Origin of the sequence: Janthinobacterium sp. MP5059B, assembly GCF_001758645.1 — a bacterium.
GTDB classification, from domain to species: Bacteria; Pseudomonadota; Gammaproteobacteria; order Burkholderiales; family Burkholderiaceae_D; genus Janthinobacterium; species Janthinobacterium lividum.
Map to the genome: position 1 here is coordinate 162,882 of NZ_LRHX01000020.1, position 20,098 is coordinate 182,979.

17 protein-coding genes and 2 pseudogenes are annotated in these 20,098 nt (G+C 58.0%); 13 read left to right on the plus strand and 6 right to left on the minus strand.

Going from position 1 to position 20,098, the window contains the following annotated elements:
* Window positions 1–46 precede the first annotated feature (46 nt).
* Window positions 47–851 (minus strand): IS5 family transposase gene (locus JAB1_RS29010; protein ID WP_139144670.1). Its coding sequence is split into 2 segments (ribosomal slippage): window positions 47–511 and window positions 513–851, totalling 804 coding nucleotides; the frame shifts between segments, so codons are not numbered across the junction.
* A 174-nt stretch (window positions 852–1,025) separates the two neighbouring features.
* Here JAB1_RS29010 and JAB1_RS29020 point away from each other — a divergent pair.
* Window positions 1,026–1,163: pseudogene (locus tag JAB1_RS29020) on the plus strand (transposase); the annotation flags it as partial.
* Window positions 1,164–1,747: 584 nt separating this feature from the next.
* Here the strand turns inward: JAB1_RS29020 and JAB1_RS29025 are convergent.
* The 3 genes from JAB1_RS29025 to JAB1_RS29035 are packed head-to-tail and all read right to left on the minus strand — an operon-like array spanning window position 1,748 to window position 7,300.
* Window positions 1,748–3,316, minus strand: a complete 1,569-nt coding sequence (locus JAB1_RS29025; protein WP_071653413.1) for a hypothetical protein — start codon at window positions 3,314–3,316, stop codon at window positions 1,748–1,750.
* A complete protein-coding gene (locus JAB1_RS29750; RefSeq protein ID WP_139144672.1) occupies window positions 3,309–5,297 on the minus strand; it encodes an ATP-binding protein in 1,989 nt (662 codons plus the stop codon). Before JAB1_RS29750 ends, JAB1_RS29025 begins: the two co-directional genes overlap by 8 nt.
* 32 nt (window positions 5,298–5,329) lie before the next feature.
* The gene (locus tag JAB1_RS29035) at window positions 5,330–7,300 is read right to left on the minus strand and encodes an N-6 DNA methylase (protein ID WP_071653415.1); all 1,971 of its coding nucleotides are present in this window, start codon (window positions 7,298–7,300) and stop codon (window positions 5,330–5,332) included.
* A gap of 649 nt (window positions 7,301–7,949) precedes the next feature.
* On the opposite strand from JAB1_RS29035, the pseudogene JAB1_RS24625 reads away from it, so the two are divergent.
* Window positions 7,950–8,831, plus strand: a pseudogene (locus tag JAB1_RS24625) (PA0069 family radical SAM protein); the annotation flags it as partial.
* A 208-nt stretch (window positions 8,832–9,039) separates the two neighbouring features.
* Here JAB1_RS24625 and JAB1_RS24630 read toward each other — a convergent pair.
* Window positions 9,040–9,630, minus strand: coding sequence for a gamma-glutamylcyclotransferase (locus tag JAB1_RS24630; protein WP_139144676.1), 591 nt, complete (start codon window positions 9,628–9,630; stop codon window positions 9,040–9,042).
* Window positions 9,631–9,691: 61 nt separating this feature from the next.
* On the minus strand, window positions 9,692–10,660 hold the full coding sequence (locus JAB1_RS24635) for a LysR family transcriptional regulator (protein WP_070282144.1): 969 nt from the start codon (window positions 10,658–10,660) through the stop codon (window positions 9,692–9,694).
* 126 nt (window positions 10,661–10,786) lie between these two features.
* Here JAB1_RS24635 and JAB1_RS24640 point away from each other — a divergent pair, with 126 nt between their 5' ends.
* The 11 genes from JAB1_RS24640 to hscA all read left to right on the plus strand — a co-directional run bounded on the left by JAB1_RS24640 (window position 10,787) and on the right by hscA (window position 20,044).
* A complete protein-coding gene (locus tag JAB1_RS24640; RefSeq protein WP_070282145.1) occupies window positions 10,787–11,320 on the plus strand; it encodes a VOC family protein in 534 nt (177 codons plus the stop codon).
* A gap of 60 nt (window positions 11,321–11,380) precedes the next feature.
* Complete coding sequence (locus JAB1_RS24645) at window positions 11,381–12,403, plus strand: fumarylacetoacetate hydrolase family protein (protein ID WP_070282146.1); 1,023 nt, start codon at window positions 11,381–11,383, stop codon at window positions 12,401–12,403.
* A 14-nt stretch (window positions 12,404–12,417) separates the two neighbouring features.
* Window positions 12,418–13,068, plus strand: coding sequence for a maleylacetoacetate isomerase (maiA, locus tag JAB1_RS24650; protein ID WP_070282147.1), 651 nt, complete (start codon window positions 12,418–12,420; stop codon window positions 13,066–13,068).
* A gap of 137 nt (window positions 13,069–13,205) precedes the next feature.
* Window positions 13,206–13,985 carry a uracil-DNA glycosylase gene (locus tag JAB1_RS24655; RefSeq protein WP_070282148.1) on the plus strand — a complete coding sequence of 260 codons (780 nt, stop codon included), beginning with the start codon at window positions 13,206–13,208 and terminating at the stop codon, window positions 13,983–13,985.
* A 38-nt stretch (window positions 13,986–14,023) separates the two neighbouring features.
* Window positions 14,024–14,575, plus strand: a complete 552-nt coding sequence (locus JAB1_RS24660) for an NADAR family protein (protein ID WP_070282149.1) — start codon at window positions 14,024–14,026, stop codon at window positions 14,573–14,575.
* Window positions 14,576–14,779: 204 nt separating this feature from the next.
* On the plus strand, window positions 14,780–15,256 hold the full coding sequence (iscR, locus tag JAB1_RS24665; RefSeq protein WP_034779566.1) for a Fe-S cluster assembly transcriptional regulator IscR: 477 nt from the start codon (window positions 14,780–14,782) through the stop codon (window positions 15,254–15,256).
* A 70-nt stretch (window positions 15,257–15,326) separates the two neighbouring features.
* Window positions 15,327–16,553 carry an IscS subfamily cysteine desulfurase gene (locus JAB1_RS24670; protein WP_275041781.1) on the plus strand — a complete coding sequence of 409 codons (1,227 nt, stop codon included), beginning with the start codon at window positions 15,327–15,329 and terminating at the stop codon, window positions 16,551–16,553.
* A gap of 55 nt (window positions 16,554–16,608) precedes the next feature.
* On the plus strand, window positions 16,609–16,995 hold the full coding sequence (iscU, locus tag JAB1_RS24675) for a Fe-S cluster assembly scaffold IscU (protein ID WP_034750082.1): 387 nt from the start codon (window positions 16,609–16,611) through the stop codon (window positions 16,993–16,995).
* A 157-nt stretch (window positions 16,996–17,152) separates the two neighbouring features.
* Window positions 17,153–17,473 carry an iron-sulfur cluster assembly protein IscA gene (iscA, locus tag JAB1_RS24680; RefSeq protein WP_010399774.1) on the plus strand — a complete coding sequence of 107 codons (321 nt, stop codon included), beginning with the start codon at window positions 17,153–17,155 and terminating at the stop codon, window positions 17,471–17,473.
* A gap of 66 nt (window positions 17,474–17,539) precedes the next feature.
* Window positions 17,540–18,055: a Fe-S protein assembly co-chaperone HscB gene (hscB, locus tag JAB1_RS24685; RefSeq protein WP_070255677.1), complete on the plus strand. Its 516-nt coding sequence runs from the start codon at window positions 17,540–17,542 to the stop codon at window positions 18,053–18,055.
* A gap of 108 nt (window positions 18,056–18,163) precedes the next feature.
* Entirely contained in the window at window positions 18,164–20,044 is a 1,881-nt protein-coding gene (gene hscA / locus JAB1_RS24690; RefSeq protein WP_034779560.1) for a Fe-S protein assembly chaperone HscA, read from the plus strand.
* Window positions 20,045–20,098: the final 54 nt, after the last annotated feature.

The following is a 20,098-nucleotide window of genomic DNA, read 5'->3' on the forward strand; positions in this document are numbered from 1 at the left end:
AGAAATTTACGAGACTTTAAGCGTATATGCTTAAGATTAAGAACGCCTAACAAAACCGCTGAATGTATCTCCAGCAGATGAGTATGGAGGCAAGCGAGAGGAATGCCTGGTGGATATCGGCACGGCGCTCGTAGCGGATGCGTAATCGGCGGAAGCGGTGCAGCCAGCCCAGCGTGCGTTCGACCACCCAGCGCCATTTACCCAGGCGTTCGCGTGACTCAATGCCGTAGCGGGCTATGTGTGGAACGATGCCGCGGCTACGCAACCAGGCCCGATGGGCGCGCGAAGCATAGGCCTTGTTGGCATGCAGTTTGGCAAGACGTTTGCGTGGACGGCCGACAAGCCCCGCTACTGAAGGAACGGCCTCAAGCAGGGGAACCAGCATGCGGGAATCATGTACCTGAGCCCCTGATATGCTCGCCACCAGAGGCAGACCGCGTTGATTGACGAGCAGATGGTGATTGCATCCGAGCTTGCCGCGGTCGGTGGGATTGGGGCCGGTATGCTGTCCGCCGAGGGGTGGATGGCACGCTGGCCGAGTCGACACTGGCGCGTTCCCACTGAATCTGGTCGTATTCCCGCAAGTGCTGCAGCATAGCGTCATGGATGCGTTGCCACACACCTGCCTGTTGCCATGCATGCAGGCGCCGCCAGCAACTCATGCCGCTGCCGCAACCGAGTTCACGGGGAAGATATTCCCAAGGCAAGCCGGTCTTGAGGACGAACAGGATACCGGTCAAGGCGGCGCGGTCGTCAATGCGAGGGCGCCCGCCTTTGGGGGAAGGACGATATGCTGGCGGCAATGGCTGAATCAGCGCCCACAGGTCGTCAGGAAGAAGGGCTTTGGCCATGGCGCGGTTCCCGAAAACAATGTCAGGTGGGTTTGACCAGCTTCGGGGCCGTTTGTTTCTCTGGACGACGTTTTGTTAGGCGTTCTTAATCGACGCGCCATGATTTTTTTGTGCGGGGGGGGGGGGTAACTTTTTGTGATTTGTGTTTATATCCTTAGCTTTGGGCGAACAAGGATGTGGCGGATGTTGTTACGGGATGATCAATGGGAACGTATAGCGCCTCTTATGTGTGGTAAGGCTGGGGATCATGGGCGTCGGGGCGTGAGTAACCGCCTGTTTGTCGATGCAGTGTTGTGGGTGGCGCGCACGGGTAAATATTTCTGACGTCAGAAGTCTAGCGAGCATCGGACATAGAAGCATTCTCATCTAATTGTATGAATTCGCGCCTCAGCGCATTGCTTGGCAAGTCTTTTGTTCAGTTCACAGATGATTGAGTTCTTTAGTTCAAGGGGGCTTGTTAGTTCTTCGGCTTGAACTGCTAAATCATACTGGTGTCTGGCTGTCTCGGTTTCGCAGGCTGCCTGCGAATTCAACGTCAATGCCAATTAGGTTTTCGCCTGGCATAAGCAGTTTGCAAATTTGCCATTGCAGAATCCAGCAATGGTTTGCCAACTGTTTCCGATCACGGTGTCCGAAACTCCACCTGAAAATGCAATGTGCCCTAGAGCAGCAGACCCAGCAACTGAGAACACTGGAGTGATCGTGCTGACAGTCGGGACGGCCCAATTGCACCTAGAGGGTCACATTTACTCCGTAATGCGTAGGTCCGTCCGGTCAGCATGTAGCGCGCTGATAAAGCCTTGCCGTGCCCTCCTGTTCCGATCGGCGTGCTGGACGGTTCCTGCCGATCAGTCCCTCCCTTGGTGCGCTAACATAGATCCGTCACTCTCTAACTCTTACTTAGGCAAATTACTTGTAAGCTCAGTGGCAAGTTCTATGCAAAGATGCAACGCAGCATACGCCGTGCCTGTATTGACAGGTACTCCTTCTCGGTGTTGTCCAAAGTCGCCAAAGCCGTGCACGGCGTTTATAAGCACATAGGTTGTCTTTGTTACATATCTTGCGCACGAGGCACTTTTGTCTGTACCTGTCATAATATTTAGCAAGCGCACGCGATGTACACCCTGGGGGAATGTTGTTTCCCACTCTTCAACTCTGCGCTCATTATTGCGCTTCCAGATTGCCATCCATCCAGATGGGATCTGTCTATTTGGTATCTCAGCATTCCAGATCAGTTCAAACGCTTGATTGACGATGCCGCGGATATTGCCAAGAAGAATATCTGGATGATCTGGCATGTCCTCAGTACTACGTTCAAGATATCGCTTTAAAGTTGTGTCGGTACCTACGAGTTGTGCAATTCGGCGTTCTAAGACACCCTTGAGGTTCTTTCGATACGCCTCATCAGTTCCAAATAATCGAACGAGTGCATTACCTTCATGTGGCTGATCCGCGAGATAACGCCCTAACAAACGATTTGGCCTCTTAAGTTTATTTGACGTCTCATGCACGAACCCTCTTTCTGTTAGAACTTCGATGTCGGCTGTCGGAATCCCAGTACGCGCAATGACCTCATCCTCCAAAACCCGCCTCAAAAGATCCTGGCAGGAAGGCGGACAATCGAACCAAAGCGCATCAAGCTTGTCACGCACTGTTGGAAAAACTCTATCGCACGCAGAATTAATGGCTACTTGGGTCACGGAGCCAGGTGTGCCTATCTCGCAAACGGCGTTGAGAATATCAAGCAAGAGTACTGGATAACCATTTGAAGCATTCCACAACTCTGTTTCGGCGCCAATTTCGAACGTGCGTTCGGGCATTGTTGCCAGTACAGTTTTCAGGTCATGCTCATTAAAGCATCCGACACGCACCGGACTCGGATCAAAGATGCCCCAGAAATCGCTGGTTTGTGCATCCGGATGGCGGATCAGATCGCGCAGTGTGCGACGACTAGCAGTGACCAATCGTAAGCTCGATTTGAGCGCTAGATCCCGTAGCTGATCCCATAAATTACGCGTTAATTTACCATTAGATAGCGGTTTGTCAAAACCATCCATGATCACTAATACTTTGACCCCATCGGTGCTCAGCAGGTCTAGGACCTCGACAATATCTTGGTATGGATTGTCTTTTGTGCAGTCCAAAAAATCAGCGTAGTCAGAGTGGCTATTCCGCAGTGCAGTAGAAAGCTCACGTGCCAAATTTTGCATGAACAGTGTATCTGTCCCAGGTGTTTGATGACCGAGATCCCATATTAGGACGACTGAGTAAGGTGAATCCTCTTCTTTTAATCGTGTAGCTAACGCATGCAAAAGCACCGTCTTGCCCGCAAACCGCGGGCCGACGACTTGTAGATGATCAGGTACAGCTTTGGTTAGCGCTGTTGTCATCCTTTGCATAATAGCCATGCGTCCTAGCATTGGTGGTACGAACGTTCCCAGTATGGGGAATTGATTGTCAGACATTTTCTTCCTCTGCTTCTGCGCGTGCGTGGCTGGATACCACGTCGGCATCTTGTTGTTGCTCAATCCATTCCGCCATCATTGGAATGGCCAATCGATATTCGCCATCGCCAATTTCGCCTGAAAAATCGATTAGCTCCAGCTCACGGAGGTAGCTTAAATCGGTATCTAAAGCCTCGTCATTAACTTCCACGCCGACTTGCGTCAATTGCTCGTGCAGCGTGCCAAAGTCGACATGCGTTCCTTGTTTAAAGCTCAACGCACATAACAACAGGATCATATGTCGGCGATGACGGCCAGTTTTCGGGCCGCGGGCGGCGTAATCCCAAAGGCTAGCGAAATGTTCGTTGTCACGTACTAGTCCATGGACGGTATCGTTAACAACGCTGACCGTGATTGACCGGCTCATTGTCTGTACTGCGTAGTCGAATACTCTGTTACACAGACATTGCATCAGGTAAGGATGACGTGCTGTGACTTCAATCAATCGTTCGATCGCCTCCCGCGAAAAGGTTAGTCGATCGCGCACAGGCTCGATAATTACCTTGCGCGCACTTTCCGGATCAAGCACTGTCACTGAGAAACTGGTTCCCAAGCCATAAAGCGCGGACCAGTACTCTTCGCGCATTCGCTTCAGTCGGCGTGACCCAGTCAGAATTGCCGAGAACTTTGGATAGGACTGAATCATGAAACGAATGTTGTCTGGTACTTGTGGTGAGGTCACCCCGCTGTCAATGCCCTCTTGCAACTTATCGAATTCGTCGAGCATTAACACCAATCCAAGTCCCAATGGTTCGAGAACGGCCAACACTACTTCCAGATACTCGCGAAAGTCATGGAAAGGAGTTCCTATGCTGATGCCTTCCCGGCAAGCCTGTGCCACTCCCAGTGCTGGCTTGCCAGCGGAAAGTGTCTGTCCGTTGGGTAGCGGTACATCAATAGACAGTTTGCTCAGCGCAACGGCAATGCTGCGAGCTATTTCGCGGAACACCCCTTCCGTTGGTACACCAACGGCTTGTGCCGACCCTTCAGCTCCTTGTAAGCTGGCATAAACTGCCAGCCAGCCTGGAGTGGTAGAGTATCCTTCCAGATGCTTCAAAATTGAGGTCTTACCGGCCCGGCGATTACCTTCGAGCAGAACCACATTGCCGTGGGTGGCGATTTGACGACTAATCTGGCCAATTAGATTTTCTCGCCCATAGAAAACATTGTGGCCATGCTTGGGCTCTAATGGGCTACCAGTCACGTAAGGACTACTGCCCAGGTTGCTAGCAAATTGCATAGAGGCTTGCTCGGGTTTCACCACGCGGATTGCAAGTTCGATAGTGCTCCCGACAGACAATGTTGATAGGGTAGTGGCATGCCATTGGAAGCGTAGCGAAAGTTGCTCAGCTTGCTGCGGTACATCGCCACGTAGATTTAGGGTGAACCGTCCTTGCTCCGCGAGATAAGGTACCTCAGCACTACCCCAGTGCGGTATTGTTTCTATTCTCAAATTGAGAAGTGGTAAAACACTCTTGCTTTGGATCTCTACAGAAAATTCTGAAAATGTGCCGGCTAAAAGCGAGGTAGGTACTGCTCGCATTTCTAGTCGATTGGTAAAATCAAAATCAATTATTAAATAATTAATCCACGTTCTTAAGCCTTCTGTTATAGCTCTAGCCTGAGACTCCAGCGGCAGGTAACCCGTGCTTTGTTCCAGAAAAATTGATGCACCTGATTTTGTTTCTTCTAATTTATATAATAATCCTGGTCCAGGCGGCATTTTATACACGCCTTTTAACCGAATAAGGATTTTAGCAAGTGGCAGAAGCCAATGACCTGTCTGTTGGTTTAGTTGGTCCAGATCGGGCCAGACCCATGCTATATCTACCAGGGCCTCTATCGGCTCCAGTAAACTGATCGAAGGCGTTTCGTCCAAGCCTGGCGAAAAACGAGGTATTTTCCCATGCAAATCAGCCATCCAGGTAGTCAGTTTGTCCAATTTGCTACTGCCGAAAGCGTGCGTTAGGAAAACTAATGCATCAGTGCCGAATTCTTGGAACTGTGCTGCCGCGCTGGCTTTTGCATTTTTTGCAACGGGGGCAATGGTATTGGTAAGGCATCGAATACAGCCCGATTGAGATATTGGCTTACTGCTCCGCGTGATTGCGCTGACAACCAATTTTGACAGGAGGGGCTTGCGAGATAGGCCAGCAGAAATCCGGGGTCTAGTCGTTCCTGATCTGTTTGCAGGACATAGAGGCTGCTAGCCGCAATCGATCCGATCGATTCGTTATGTACTAAGGCCGCCTTGCCGATTGTGCCGGATTTTGAAATTAGAACGTCACCGAGTAGCAAGCTCCAGCGCTGTTCCTGATCAGCTACTTCTGGTCTCAACCAGCTTGATGGCCGGCTCACTTTGCCTTGACTTAAATCTTTGATGCGCACGTATCCCACCGCGTGCGCCAAGGGTGCGACATCAAGTAAGTCAACGGATCTAATGAATCTCCCAGTGATCACTTTTGCCACATCTGAGAGCGAAGCTACTTCGCCCGACTCTCCTAATGCCTCTTTGATGTTCCCCAAAAGTGTATGCAGCCCTCCTTTTTCACGACGTCGTGGTGATAAATCCCAATCTGCTTCGGCGAGTTCTTCAATGGAAACCTTCCATACCGAATGCGGCCGCTTTCCAACGCCCGCGGTACCTCCGCTGACATCTGACAGAAGCCCCTGTTTACCCAACTTGGTAAGTCGAATTTCATTGGCTAGCTGTTGTGCAATTTCTGCGTGGATGGTCAGTACTTTGCCTCCAGGCGACTGCTCAAAGAAGTTGCTAGCATCTGCCATTTGTACCTGACTTGCACCTCCTTGTTTGCTTAACACAAGCAGACTACCCCGAATCCTAGTGTATGGAGCGAATGCGCCAGCTGGCAAGCCTATTACCGCTTCTACCTGACCTTGCTCTAAAAGGTGTCGTCGCAATTCACGATCTGCACCGCCGCGGAACAAAAATCCCTCTGGCACAGCGATCACCGCTCGTCCATTGGGCTTTAGTTGAGACAATGCGTGCTGCACAAATAGGCCCGTGCTGTCATTGGTGGGGAAGGCGAAGTGGTTGTAGCGCCAACGCTCGCGATTGGTCTTGGCGCCAATAGGTGGATTGGCAAGTACTAAATCGAATTTATCTAGGAAGTGGGGACTGAACAACTCGAGTTCTAGGCTGTTAGCCAATTCAAGATGTGGACTGCTGATGCCCGCTAAAAGCATACGGGTCATACCGATGAAGAACACCCGGTCATTAATCTCTACGCCCGTCACCTCTCTCACATTGCTTTTGCGAAGCTGTGCGACAAGGTTCCGTTCTGTGTACTGCCAAGCGGCCACCAAAAAATTTCCAGTTCCAAAGCACGGATCGTAGATTCGCTCGTCGAGTTGTGGATTTGCCAGCGCTACAACAAGTCGCGCGATATTGACGGGAGTAGAGAACATACCGTCGTAGGAATTGCCCGTATCGGCGATCACCTGATCCAGTACTTCCAACAATACTTGACGGTCGCGCTGCCCTTCACATGGCAAGTTAGTCACCCAGGAAATGAAGCCGATAAGATCGACTAAGTTCGCCGCTAATATGCGGCGCAACGGACGGGCTAATGCTCGTAGCAAACCCAATTCCGAATACTCATTTTTACCTGGCAAATTTTCCAAGTAGTTAATCAAATCGTGTAATTTTTTAATGACGGAGGGTGTGTGCTTCGGATGAGCCCAGTGGCGCCATTGAAGCGCCTGTGGCAGAAATGTATGTGGGGGACGGTCCTCGATAGCCGCCAGCGCTTCCTCATCGAGATCGTGCAGATCGGTCCAGCGTAGCAAGAGCAAGGTAGCAAAGATCTCACGGATCAGCGCATTGGAATCACTTCGTGACATGACGCTTGTGAGTGCTGCATCTAGTGTTGCGACCCATTCCAACGTGGCATTTATGACTTCCTTTTGTTGCACGGTGTTCATGTTTTCTCTGCAATGAATAGCTTTGGGTAGTAAATCAGAAGTATCGCTTTTTTTGCGAGCTGATCAGAAATAGCGATCATCCGCCTTACTTTTTGACCTAGTGTATCAGTGTATCAGTGTATTTTATTGGCTTACAGATCTATCTATTTTTCAAGTGCCTTAGAAAATTCAGCTAATTGGCATGCTATGGTTTTGTACGCTTTTGTAGTGCATTTCAACGATGTTGGCGAGGTTGCAATGATGAGCCGGTTGCCAAGGACGTTGATCGAATTTGGGGCGTGATGTCGTGATAACTAATTTGATTGCAAAAAAATGTAAATTATATCTAAATCATGATTGCCGGTTATGGTGTTTGTTGGGTGTTTAGTCTCGTGTGATCACGTGCCTCGTCGCACCATGGCCATGTTCCGCGCCAGAGGCGTGCCTGGCGAATCAATCGCCTGGTTGTCGTCGAGATCGTTCCGCCGGTTGCATTCAGGGGACGTGGGTGCAAGAAGCGACTCCGTAAGCGGGGCGAGCCGCCAGTGATGTAGTCATAGCTCAGCAAACACGACTGAAAAATGTTCATGAACACATCGAATTTGGAGTTTGACCCATTTTCATAGGTTAGAATCCGAGTTGGTGAACAATTCAAGTCGGCTTAATTCGGGGCTGCATCTATTGCTTTGCCCGCCCCACGCACAGTTATCTGGGGCTATCGCCGGGCCTGGACTTCGAAAGCCGCATCTACGCCAAGGTGAACGCCCCCGAACTCTTGCGGCGCGAACTGGCCAAGCCCTCCTATGTGCCGGAACCGATCGCTCTGGGCGTGAACACGGATGCGTATCAGCCGTGCGAACGCGAACGGCAACTGACGCGGCGCGTGCTGGAAGTGCTGCACGAATGCGACCACCCCGTGGCGCTGATCACGAAATCGTCGCTGATCGAGCGCGATATCGACATTCTGGCTCCCATGGCGGCCCGGCGCCTGGCCGCCGTGGCCGTCACTGTCACCACGCTCGACCCGGCCATCGCGCGCACCCTGGAACCGCGCGCTGCCGCCCCGGCGCGACGCTTGCGCACGATCCGCACCCTGACGGAGGCGGGCATCCCCGTGGGCGTGAGCATCGCGCCCATCATCCCGTTCGTGACGGAACCGGAAATCGAGCAGTTGCTCGAAGCCGTGCGGGACGCGGGCGCCATCCACGCCCATTACGTGGTGCTGCGCCTGCCGTGGGAAGTGAGTCCGCTGTTCCAGCAATGGCTGGAAGCGCACTTCCCCGAACGGGCCCAGCGCGTGATGAACCGGGTGCGCGAAATGCGCGGCGGCAAGGATTACGACAGCGCGTTCGGTGCGCGCATGCGGGGGGAAGGCGTATGGGCCGACCTCATCCGCCAGCGCTTTGAAAAAGCCGTGCACCGGCTGGGCTTGCATGGCAAGGGCGGCCGCTTCAAGCAGCTCGATTGCACGCAGTTCCGCCGCCCGCTGGTGGTGCCGCCGCTGGGCGCGAAAGTAAAAAATGGCAATGCAGGACAGCTGGATTTGTTTTAAGTTAAGTCATTGTCACGGCCGAGAATGCTGGGGCGCGCTCACGAGCTGAAAGGCGGGCGACGCTGATCTGCGGCCGGGGGATTGCCGCAGGTTGCCGGGAATGATGTGCCGCCGTCCGGGAACCCGGAGACAAGGTCTTGCCCGGGTACCGGAGGGTGCCGCGGTGCTGACGTGCGGTGCTATGTTGGGGCGCTATCCTGCTGGGGCGCTATCCTGCCGCGTTATCCTGTGTCTGTGTCTGCATCTGTGCCAGATGTTGTTCGATGGAAAAGACATGGGGATCGCTCTTGCCCAGCTCGCGCAGGGCGCTGGCCAGGTGCAGCAGGTATTCGCTGTTCGGGCCGCTGGGGCCGTTTGAACGGGCGATCTGGCGCGCGATGTCCAGTTCCGGAGCGGCACCGAGGAAGGCGGCGTTTTCCTCGTTGGCGATGTACACCAGGCCTTCGACCTTGCTGCCATCGTCGAAGGTGATGTCGGTAGCTAAACGCAGGTAGCCGTTCTTTTCGCGGTGGTCGAGGTGGGCGAAGACTTCGGGCGTGATCAGATAGGCCATGCCGTCGCACACGGCGCCTGCCTGCGGCACGATGGTCGCGACCCGGCCTGGCGCCATCGGCGTGCCCCGGTGGTCGTGCGAACCTTGCCAGAAGCGCCGCGTCCAGCCGGCGATGCTGGCCGGGCGGCGCTCGATGTAGGGGAAATCGGCCTTGTAGATCAGCGAGCCATAGCCGAACAGCCAGACCTGTGCGTGGCCATCGAATTTGTTCATGCGCTGGTTGATGGCGATGGTGGCGGCGTCGATGGACGACAGCTCGTTCAGGGCAGCTTGGGTCATGGTGCGGGCGGTATGGAGTGATGCGCCATTATAAAGGGGCGGCGGCCGAACCGTCCGCAGGCAAGGCCACACGTGCTGCGCCGCTGTTCGCCCCCACGTTCCATTCGTGCGTCTCGACGAACTGGAACAGGAAGGCCATGAAGCTTTCGGCCGCCGGCGACAGCGAACGTCCCGTCTTCGTGTACACGAAAAAGCGTCGCGTCAGTTCCGGCTCGTGCAGGGCGCGCATGTGCAAATTATATAGTTTGACCATCGGTTCCGCGTACGGCAGGCAGACCGTGATGCCCAGGTTGGCGCTGACCATGGCCAGCGCCGTCGTCATGAACGTCACTTCATTGTAGGGATTGAGCGACAATTCGCGAAACGCGCCGTGCATGTCGCGCAGCAGGCGTTCCGTGAACTGGCCCTGCAGCGAAATGAACGGGTAGTCGCCCACGTCGGCCCAGGTGACGCGCTCTTTCTGCCGCAGCGGATGCTGCTCGGGGTAGACCAGCACGAAGGGCATTTCGAACAGCACTTGCGCGGCGATTTCCGCCGTCGGATCGCGTTCGGGGCCGATGCCGAAATCGACTTCGCCGCTGAAGACGCGCGCCGACACGTTTTCCACGGGGCAGTCGACGAGGCGCAGCTGCACGTCCGGGTGCGCCTGCCGGTAGGCGGCGATCACTTCCGGCAGCAGGGTGCACGCCATCATCTGCGGCGCGGCAATGCGCACCAGGCCTGTCTTCAGGGCCTTGCGCTGGGCGATGCCAGCCATGGCGCCATCGAGGTCTTCGATCATCTTTTCAAACAGCGGATACAGTTCGCGGCCGATTTCGGACAGCTGCGTCTTGCGCGTGCTGCGCTCGACCACGCGCACGCCCAGCACGCTTTCCAGTTCCTTGATCAAACCGCTCAAGGCGGACTGCGTCACGTGCAGGTATTCGGCGGCCAGGGTAAAACTGCCGGTCTTGGCCAGTGCCACGAAGGCGCGCATCTGCCGCAGGCTGGGACTCATAAGATAATCCGATAAATCAATGGTTAAAAATTGTTTGTATGATAGCTGGAACTCGATTCTAATGGTGAAAAGCTGAAAAACAGGCCAGCCATTGCGCCCAGGGCGCCATCCATTGGAGACAAGCACATGAAGATCAAGCAAATCCACCACGTCGCCTACCGCTGCATCGACGCGAAGAAGACCGTCGAGTGGTACGTCAAGCATTTGAACATGAATTTCGTCCTCGCCATCGCGGAAGACCTGGTGCCGTCGACCAAGGCGCCGGACCCGTACATGCACGTCTTCCTCAACGCAGGCCAGGGCAATGTGCTGGCCTTCTTCGAGCTGCCGACGCAGCCGCCGATGGACCGCGACCGCAATACCCCGGCCTGGGTGCAGCACCTGGCGCTGGAAGTGGGCAGCATGGACGAACTGCTGGCCGCCAAGGAACGCCTGGTGGCCGGCGGCATCGAGGTGCTCGGTCCCGTGAATCACGCCATCTTCCAGTCGATCTATTTCTTCGACCCTAACGGCCACCGCCTGGAACTGGCGGCCAACGTGGGCACGCCTGAAATGATGGCCAAACTGGACGCCGTCAAATGGGAAATGCTGGAAGAATGGTCGCAGACGCGCCGCGCGCCGAAACACGCCGCCTGGATGCACGCGCCGGCGGAAGCCTGAGCGCAGCAGATTGAATGCTGCAGACCGACACTCTCTGAAATACACAGAACAAGGAACACCATGAAACTCGCAACCCTGAAAAACGGCAGCCGCGACGGCGCCCTGATCCTCGTCAGCCGCGACCTGCGCCAGTACCAGCGCGTGGCCGCCATCGCGCCCACCCTGCAGGCAGCGCTCGACAACTGGGACGCCGTCGCGCCCAAGCTCGAACTTGCCTACGCCGACCTGAATGCAGGCAAGGCGCCGGACGCCCAGCCCTTTGACGCGGCGCTGTGCCACTCGCCGCTGCCGCGCGCCTACCAGTGGGCCGACGGTTCCGCCTATATCAACCACGTGGAGCTGGTGCGCAAGGCGCGCAACGCGGAAGTGCCAGCTTCGTTCTACACGGACCCGCTGATGTACCAGGGCGGTTCCGACAGCTTTATCGGTCCGCGCGACCCGATCTTCGCGCTGTCCGAAGAGTGGGGCATCGACCTGGAAGCGGAAGTGGCGGTGATTACGGGCGACGTGGCCATGGGCGCCAGCGTGGACGACGCGGCGCAGGCGATCCGCCTGGTCATGCTGGTCAACGACGTCTCGCTGCGCAACCTGATCCCGGGCGAACTGGCCAAGGGTTTCGGTTTCTTCCAGTCGAAAGCGGCCAGCGCGTTTTCGCCCGTCGCCGTCACGCCCGATGAACTGGGTGCCGACTGGGCGGACAGCAAGCTGCACCTGCCGCTGCTGGTGGACCTGAACGACAAACCGTTCGGCAAGCCGAATGCGGGCGAAGACATGACGTTCAACTTTGCCCAGTTGGTGGCGCATGCGGCCAGGACGCGCGAACTGGGCGCCGGCACCATCGTCGGTTCCGGCACCGTGTCGAACAAGCAGGGCAACCTGTTTGGCTCCAGCATCGAGAACGGCGGAGTCGGTTACTGCTGCCTGGCCGAGGTGCGCATGTATGAAACCATCGAACACGGCGCGCCGAAGACGGCCTACCTGAAGTTCGGCGACACGGTGCGCATCGAGATGCGCGACGCGGCCGGTGCCAGCATCTTCGGCAGCATCGAGCAGACCGTTGCCCTGTACGCCGGCCGCGCCTGAGGGGAGGGCGCCCCATGAAGCTGTACACCTATTTCCGCAGTTCGGCCGCCTACCGCGTGCGCATCGCCCTCAATTTGAAGGGCATCGCCTACGACAGCATCCCCGTGCATCTGCTGCAGGACGGCGGCCAGCAACTGCTGCCCGCCTACCGCGCCGTCAACCCGTCGGCGCTGGTGCCTGCCCTCGATGACGGTGGCGCCATCCTGACGCAGTCGCTGGCGATGCTCGAGTACCTGGACGAGACGCGGCCAGCCGTGCCGCTGCTGCCGGCCGATGCGCTGGGACGCGCCAGGGTGCGCGCGCTGGCGCTGGCCATCGCCTGCGACGCCCATCCGCTGACGAATCTGCGCGTTTTGAAATACCTGAAAAATACCCTGGGGCTGTCGGACGAGGCCAAGCAGGAGTGGTACCGCCACTGGATGGCCGAGGGACTGGCGGCCGTGGAAGCGCTGCTGGCGCAGGGCGACCCGGCCGGCACGGGCCTGTTCTGCCATGGTGGCAGCCCGACGATGGCCGACTGCTGCCTGGTGCCGCAGTTATTCAATGCACAGCGTTTCGCCATCGACCTGGCGCCGTACCCGCGCGTGGCGCGCATTCACGCGCATTGCACTGGCTTGCCTGCGTTTGCCGCCGCGCATCCGTCGCAGCAGCCTGACGCAGAATAAGTTTGATCCGCGTCAAGCCGCTAACCGCCCCGGCCAGCATGCAGGCCGGGGCTTTTTTATGCGTGCTTGATTTTGGGCAGTCAGTACCAGCTTGTCGGTAGGCTACAATTTGCGTTTGCCCAAATACTTCACGCCCCATGACCGCAACAATCGTTCCTGCCAGCATCACCGATGCCCTGTCCCTGGCGCACGCTTCCTGGCGTCCCATCCTCCTGCGCGGCTTGCAGGCCGTGATGGAGGCCGATCCCGCCTACCTGCCGGCGCTGGCCGTCGACGATTACCTGCCTACGCAGGGCCGGCTGTTTGCCGCCTTTGCCTTGCCGCTGGCACAGGTGCGCTACGTGCTGGTGGGCGAGGGGCCGTATCCGCGCGCCGACAGCGCCACGGGCGTGTGCTTCATGGATGGCGCCGTCGGCAGCCTGTGGTCGGCGACGGGCCTGTCGAAGCCCGTCAACCGCGCCACGTCCCTGCGCAACTTCATGAAGATGCTGCTGGTGGCCGATGGCCAGTTGCAGGGTGGCGACACGTCCGGCGTGGCCATGGCGCCCGTGGCGGCCGCCGCGCAGCTGCCGGGCAGCGGCGTGATCCAGACCCTGCCCGACTTGCAGCGCAAGATGACGGAGCAGGGCTTCTTGCTGCTCAACGCGGCGCTGGTGTTCCGTTCCCACGTGCCGCCCGTGCAGGATGCGCGCGGCTGGCTGCCTTTCCTGCAGGTGGTGCTGGAAGCGCTGGCGCAGCAGGGCGGGGCGGTCACGCCGCAACTGGTGCTGTGGGGCAAGATCGCCGAGCTCATCAAACGCCTGCCGGTGGCCGCATCCTTGCCGCAGGTGACGGCGGAACATCCGTATAATCTGTCCTTTATCGGCAATCGTGACATGCAGGCCTTGTTTGGCCCGATGCAACTATTGCGTGCTTGAGCTTGAATCATCGCCTGTCTGGCGGAAGTGCGGGGAATATGCAAATCAGTAACGTGGAAGAATTGAAGGCGTGGATCGCGGCGGGCGGCGTGCCCGACTATCTGTATTTCTGGGGCCACACGCCGGCGCAGCCGCAGGTGGCCGACAAAAGCTGCTTCAGCCAGTGGTTTCCGTCGCCGTTCAGCCTGGCCGGCGTGACGTATGCGACGGCCGAGCACTACATGATGGCGCAAAAGGCGGCCCTGTTTGGCGACACGGCCGTCCAGGCGCGCATCGTGGCGGCCGAGCGGCCGTCGGAAGTGAAAAAGCTGGGACGCGAAGTGGCGAACTTTGACGCCAAAGTATGGGAAGCGGCACGTGCCGGCATCGTCTTCGATGGCAATTTTGCCAAGTTCTCGCAAAAGGCCGCGCTGCGCAAGTTCTTGCTGGGCACGGGCGAGCGCGTCATCGTCGAAGCCAGTCCAGTCGACCGCATCTGGGGTGTGGGCCTGGCGTCGGACAATCCGCGCATCCTGGACCCCGCCACTTGGGACGGCTTGAACCTGCTGGGGTTTGAACTGATGAAAGTGCGGACCGCCTTACGGGGCTGAGAACGCCCTGCGATTTCCCGACTGTTGTTTTCCTGATGCCGCCGCGCCTGGCGCGGCCGGCCATGCCCCTTCCAGCCCTGTGGTCATCGAGGGGCGCTCTGACAAACCCCGCCGAATTTGTTATACTTGACTAAATCATTCAACTACTCGGGGTTTGAGGAGTTGAAAAACCGCAATATTTTAAACCAGTTGACCAGAGGATGTATGCGTCTGACTACAAAAGGCCGTTTTGCCGTGACAGCGATGATCGATCTTGCCCTGCGCCAGGGCAAGGGACCGGTCACCTTGTCCGGCATCAGCCAGCGGCAGTCGATTTCCCTGTCCTACCTGGAACAGCTGTTCGGCAAGCTGCGCCGGCATGAGATCGTCGAGTCGATCCGCGGTCCCGGCGGCGGCTACAGCCTGGCGCGCCGTGCAGACAAGGTGACGGTGGCCGACATCATCATCGCCGTCGACGAACCGCTGGACGCCACGCAGTGCGGCGGCAAGGAACATTGCCACGGCGCCGATGCGGCCACGGGTGCGCGCTGCATGACGCATGAATTGTGGTCCACACTCAACGAAAAAATGGTCGATTATCTGGATTCTGTGTCCTTGCAGGACCTGGTCGACCAGCAGAGACAAAAGATTGCCGAACAAAGCGTGATGGTGATGCACCGTAACCACGCCGCCCTCGGTTGATAATGACAAAAATACCAGTTGCTGATTGCAGGAGTTATTGATGAACGCCCCAGAAAAAAACGTAGGCCAAGTGCACTTTGAAACCGCACCGCATTTCCCGATCTACATGGATTACTCGGCCACCACGCCGATCGATCCACGCGTCGCCGACAAGATGATTCCGTACCTGCGCGAGCAGTTCGGCAATCCGGCATCGCGCAGCCACATGTATGGCTGGACGGCGGAAAAAGCCGTGGAAGAGGCACGCGGCTACGTGGCGGCCCTGGTGAACGCCGATCCGCGCGAAATCATCTGGACGTCCGGCGCGACGGAAAGCAACAACCTGGCCATCAAGGGCGCGGCACAGTTCTACAAGACCAAGGGCAAGCACATCATCACCGTCAAGACCGAGCACAAATCGGTGCTGGACACGGTGCGCGAACTGGAACGCATCGGCTTTGAAGCGACCTACCTGGAACCTCAGGACAACGGCCTGATCACCGTCGAGCAGCTGGCCGCGGCCGTGCGCCCGGACACCATCCTCGTGTCGGTCATGCTGGTGAATAACGAAATCGGCGTGATTCAGCCGATCGACGAAATCGGCGTGTTCTGCCGCTCGAAAGGCATCATCTTCCATTGCGATGCTGCGCAAGCGACGGGCAAGGTCGTCATCGACCTGCAAAAGACCAAGGTCGACCTGATGACCTTCACGGCACATAAAACCTACGGACCGAAAGGCGTGGGCGCCCTGTACGTCTGCCGCAAGCCGCGCGTGCGCCTGGAAGCGCAGATGCACGGTGGCGGCCATGAGCGCGGCCTGCGTTCGGGCACCCTGCCTACGCACCAGATCGTCGGCATGGGCGAAGCGTTCCGTATCGCCAAGGAAGAAATGGACAGCGAAATCGGCCGCATCAAGGCCTTGCGCGACCGCCTGGCCAAGGGCTTGCAAGAGATCGAAGAAGTCTACATCAACGGCGACATGGATCACCGCGTGCCGCACAACCTGAACGTGAGCTTCAACTACGTTGAAGGCGAGTCGCTGATCATGGCGATCAAGGATATTGCCGTGTCGTCCGGTTCGGCCTGCACCTCGGCCAGCCTGGAACCATCGTACGTGCTGCGCGCCCTGGGCCGCAGCGACGAACTGGCGCACAGCTCGATCCGCTTCACCATCGGCCGCTTCTCGACCGAGGAAGACATCGACTTCGCCGTGAACCTGCTGAAATCGAAAGTACACAAGCTGCGCGACCTGTCGCCGCTGTGGGACATGTTTAAAGATGGCATCGATATCAATTCCATCCAATGGGCTGCCCACTAACCAACACCCTGGCCCCTGTTGACGGGGCCGGCAAGAATATTTAAGGAGCATCAAAATGGCTTACTCGGACAAAGTACTCGATCACTACGAAAACCCGCGCAACGTGGGCGCTTTCGACAAGGGTGATGAAACCATCGGCACCGGCATGGTAGGCGCGCCTGCCTGCGGCGACGTGATGAAACTGCAGATCAAGGTCGGCGCCGATGGCCTGATCGAAGACGCGAAATTCAAGACCTACGGCTGCGGTTCGGCCATCGCCTCGAGCTCGCTGGTGACCGAATGGGTCAAGGGCAAGACCCTGGACCAGGCACTGGCCATCAAGAACACGCAGATCGCCGAAGAACTGGCCCTGCCGCCAGTGAAGATCCACTGCTCCATCCTGGCGGAAGACGCCATCAAGGCGGCAGTGCTGGACTACCAGACCCGCCATCCGGCAGCGTAGAGCGCCTGAGAAAACGCCCATGGCTGCGTTGCATTGCCTTGTCGTACTAGTCGTACTGCCTTCGGCAATGCGCCTTGCCCTGAACGTTTTTCAGGCACTCTAGAATTTGTTGGATTTTGATACCTGTTCCCATGTGGGAACAGGAGCGGAGAAATACATGATCACACTGACCGAAAAAGCGGCGAAACACATCAACCGTTATATCGAACGGCGCGGCAAGGGCATGGGCCTGCGCTTTGGCGTGCGGACCACGGGCTGCTCGGGCCTGGCTTACAAGCTTGAGTATGTCGATGAAGTGGCGGCCGAAGACAGCGTCTTCGAATCGCACGGCGTGAAAGTCTTCGTCGACCCGAAAAGCCTGCCTTACATCGACGGCACGGAGCTCGATTTCGCGCGCGAAGGCTTGAACGAAGGCTTCAAGTTCCACAATCCGAACGAAAAAGACGCCTGCGGCTGCGGCGAGTCCTTCAGGATTTAAACAGCTGGCAAGACCCCGGTCGGTGCGCTGTACCCATCGATTGCGGTACAGCGACCACCGACCATTATGCAAAACCACTTCGAATTATTCCAGTTGCCGGCGCAGTTCTCGCTCGACATGAGCGCGCTCGACTCTGCCTACCGCGACGTGCAGGGCAAGGTCCACCCGGACCGTTTCATCAACGCCAGCAGCGCTGAAAAGCGCGTGGCGATGCAATGGGCCACGCGCGCCAATGAAGCCTATCAAACCCTGAAAAGCCCGCAAAAGCGCGCGCAATACCTGTGCGAACTCAATGGCGTCGACCTGCAGACGGAGTCGAACACGGCCATGCCCGTCAGCTTCCTGATGCAGCAGATGGAATGGCGCGAAGAGCTGGGCGACGCCCGCGCCGGCAAGGATGCCGACGCGCTCGACGCCCTGGACCGCCAGCTGCGCGGCGAACGCAAGGCCTTGCTGGCCCAGGTGGCGGCCCAGCTGGACGCGGCCGACTACGCGAATGCCGCGCAAAGCGTGCGCGCCCTGATGTTCCTCGACAAATTCGGCGAGGAAGTGCGTTTTGCCTATGAGGCCATCGAGGCTTGACCAGGCGATCGCTTGACCGGCGTGCCAAGCGCCAGTCTGGCCCGCGACTTATAATGCGCGTCAGGCATCAACTGCATCACGCAAAAAATTAATCGAGGCACGAATACAATGGCACTTCTGCAAATTTCCGAACCAGGCATGTCGACCGCGCCGCACCAGCACCGCCTGGCCGTCGGCATCGATCTTGGCACCACCAACTCCCTGGTCGCCACCGTCCGCAACAGCATCCCCGAGGTGCTCAACGACGAAGACGGGCGCTCCCTGCTGCCCTCCGTCGTGCGCTACCTGCCGAACGGCCACGCCAACATCGGCTACAAGGCCCTGGCCGCGCAAACCACCGACCCGAAGAACACCATCGTTTCCGTGAAACGCTTCATGGGCCGCGGCCTGGCAGACATCGCCTACGCGGAAAACCTGCCGTACGACTTCCAGGATACGCCTGGCATGGTGCAGCTGAAAACCGTGGCCGGCGTGAAAAGCCCCGTCGAAGTGTCGGCGCAAATCCTCGCCACCCTGCGCCAGCGCGCGGAAGATTCGCTCGGCGACGACCTGGTGGGCGCCGTGATCACCGTGCCAGCCTACTTTGACGATGCACAGCGCCAGGCAACCAAGGATGCGGCGCAGCTGGCCGGCATCAACGTGCTGCGCCTGCTGAGCGAGCCGACGGCCGCCGCCATCGCGTATGGCCTCGACAACGCGTCCGAAGGCGTGTACGCCGTGTATGACCTGGGCGGCGGTACCTTTGACATCTCGATCCTGAAACTGAGCAAGGGCGTCTTCGAAGTGCTGTCCACGGGCGGCGACTCGGCCCTGGGCGGCGACGATTTCGACCGCCGCCTGTTCTGCTGGATCAGCGAGCATGCCAAGCTGGCGCCGCTGTCGGACGAAGACACGGCCATCCTGATGGTCAAGGCGCGCGAGATCAAGGAATTGCTGTCGACCAAGTCGGAAACGACGATCGACGCCAAGCTGAACTCGGGCGAAGAAATCCATCTGCGCATCACGGCCGAAGAATTCGCCGCCATGACTTCGCACCTGGTAGTGAAAACCATGAACGCCATCAAGAAAGCCTTGCGCGACGCGAACGTGGATGCGGACGACGTCGACGGCGTGGTGATGGTGGGCGGCGCCACGCGCATGCCGCACGTGCAGCGCGCCGTCAGCGAATTCTTCCACACGACGCCGCACGCGAATATCGACCCGGACAAAGTGGTGGCGCTGGGCGCGGCCATCCAGGCGAACTTACTGGCAGGCAATCGCGCCGCCGGCGACGACTGGCTGTTGCTGGACGTGATCCCGCTGTCGCTGGGCATCGAGACCATGGGCGGGCTGGTGGAAAAAATCATCCCGCGCAATTCGACCATCCCGTGCGCCAGAGCCCAGGAATTCACGACATTCAAGGATGGCCAGACGGCGCTGGCCGTGCACGTGCTGCAGGGCGAGCGCGAACTGGTGAGCGATTGCCGTTCGCTGGCGCGCTTCGAATTGCGCGGCATTCCGCCGATGGTGGCGGGCGCCGCGCGCATCCGCATCACCTATCAGGTCGATGCGGACGGCTTGCTGTCCGTCTCGGCGCGCGAACTGCGCTCGGGCGTGGAAGCGTCGATCAGCGTCAAGCCGGCGTATGGCCTGGGCGACGATGACATCGCCCGCATGCTGCAGGATTCGTACACCTCGGCCGACGTCGACATGGTGGCGCGCGCGCTGCGCGAAGAGCAGGTGGAAGCGGAACGCATCCTGCTGGCCACGCAGTCGGCGCTCGATGAAGACGGCGGCTTGCTCGATGACGCCGAACGCGTCACCGTGGATGGCTTGATGAACAAGGTGCGTGACGCTATTGCGCAATCGCAAAGCGGCGCCATCGACCACCAGGCCTTGAAGCTGGCGATCGAGGCGCTCGCCGACGGCACCGAGGATTTCGCCTCGCGCCGCATGGACCGCAGCGTGCGCACGGCACTGACCGGCAAATCGCTGGATCAAGTCGTTTAAAGATAATTGACATGCGCGCCGCAGGCACATGCCGCGGCCGCGCCCCGAATGACA

What these genes read in the sequence shown, in the direction of transcription:
- JAB1_RS29025 (WP_071653413.1), bottom strand. Translation starts at nt 3,316, where the DNA reads ATGTCTGACAATCAATTCCCCATACTGGGAACGTTCGTACCACCAATG.
- JAB1_RS29035 (WP_071653415.1), bottom strand. Translation starts at nt 7,300, where the DNA reads ATGAACACCGTGCAACAAAAGGAAGTCATAAATGCCACGTTGGAATGG.
- JAB1_RS24635 (WP_070282144.1), bottom strand. Translation starts at nt 10,660, where the DNA reads ATGAGTCCCAGCCTGCGGCAGATGCGCGCCTTCGTGGCACTGGCCAAG.
- JAB1_RS24640 (WP_070282145.1), top strand. Translation starts at nt 10,787, where the DNA reads ATGAAGATCAAGCAAATCCACCACGTCGCCTACCGCTGCATCGACGCG.
- JAB1_RS24645 (WP_070282146.1), top strand. Translation starts at nt 11,381, where the DNA reads ATGAAACTCGCAACCCTGAAAAACGGCAGCCGCGACGGCGCCCTGATC.
- maiA (WP_070282147.1), top strand. Translation starts at nt 12,418, where the DNA reads ATGAAGCTGTACACCTATTTCCGCAGTTCGGCCGCCTACCGCGTGCGC.
- JAB1_RS24655 (WP_070282148.1), top strand. Translation starts at nt 13,206, where the DNA reads ATGACCGCAACAATCGTTCCTGCCAGCATCACCGATGCCCTGTCCCTG.
- JAB1_RS24660 (WP_070282149.1), top strand. Translation starts at nt 14,024, where the DNA reads ATGCAAATCAGTAACGTGGAAGAATTGAAGGCGTGGATCGCGGCGGGC.
- iscR (WP_034779566.1), top strand. Translation starts at nt 14,780, where the DNA reads ATGCGTCTGACTACAAAAGGCCGTTTTGCCGTGACAGCGATGATCGAT.
- iscU (WP_034750082.1), top strand. Translation starts at nt 16,609, where the DNA reads ATGGCTTACTCGGACAAAGTACTCGATCACTACGAAAACCCGCGCAAC.
- iscA (WP_010399774.1), top strand. Translation starts at nt 17,153, where the DNA reads ATGATCACACTGACCGAAAAAGCGGCGAAACACATCAACCGTTATATC.
- hscB (WP_070255677.1), top strand. Translation starts at nt 17,540, where the DNA reads ATGCAAAACCACTTCGAATTATTCCAGTTGCCGGCGCAGTTCTCGCTC.
- hscA (WP_034779560.1), top strand. Translation starts at nt 18,164, where the DNA reads ATGGCACTTCTGCAAATTTCCGAACCAGGCATGTCGACCGCGCCGCAC.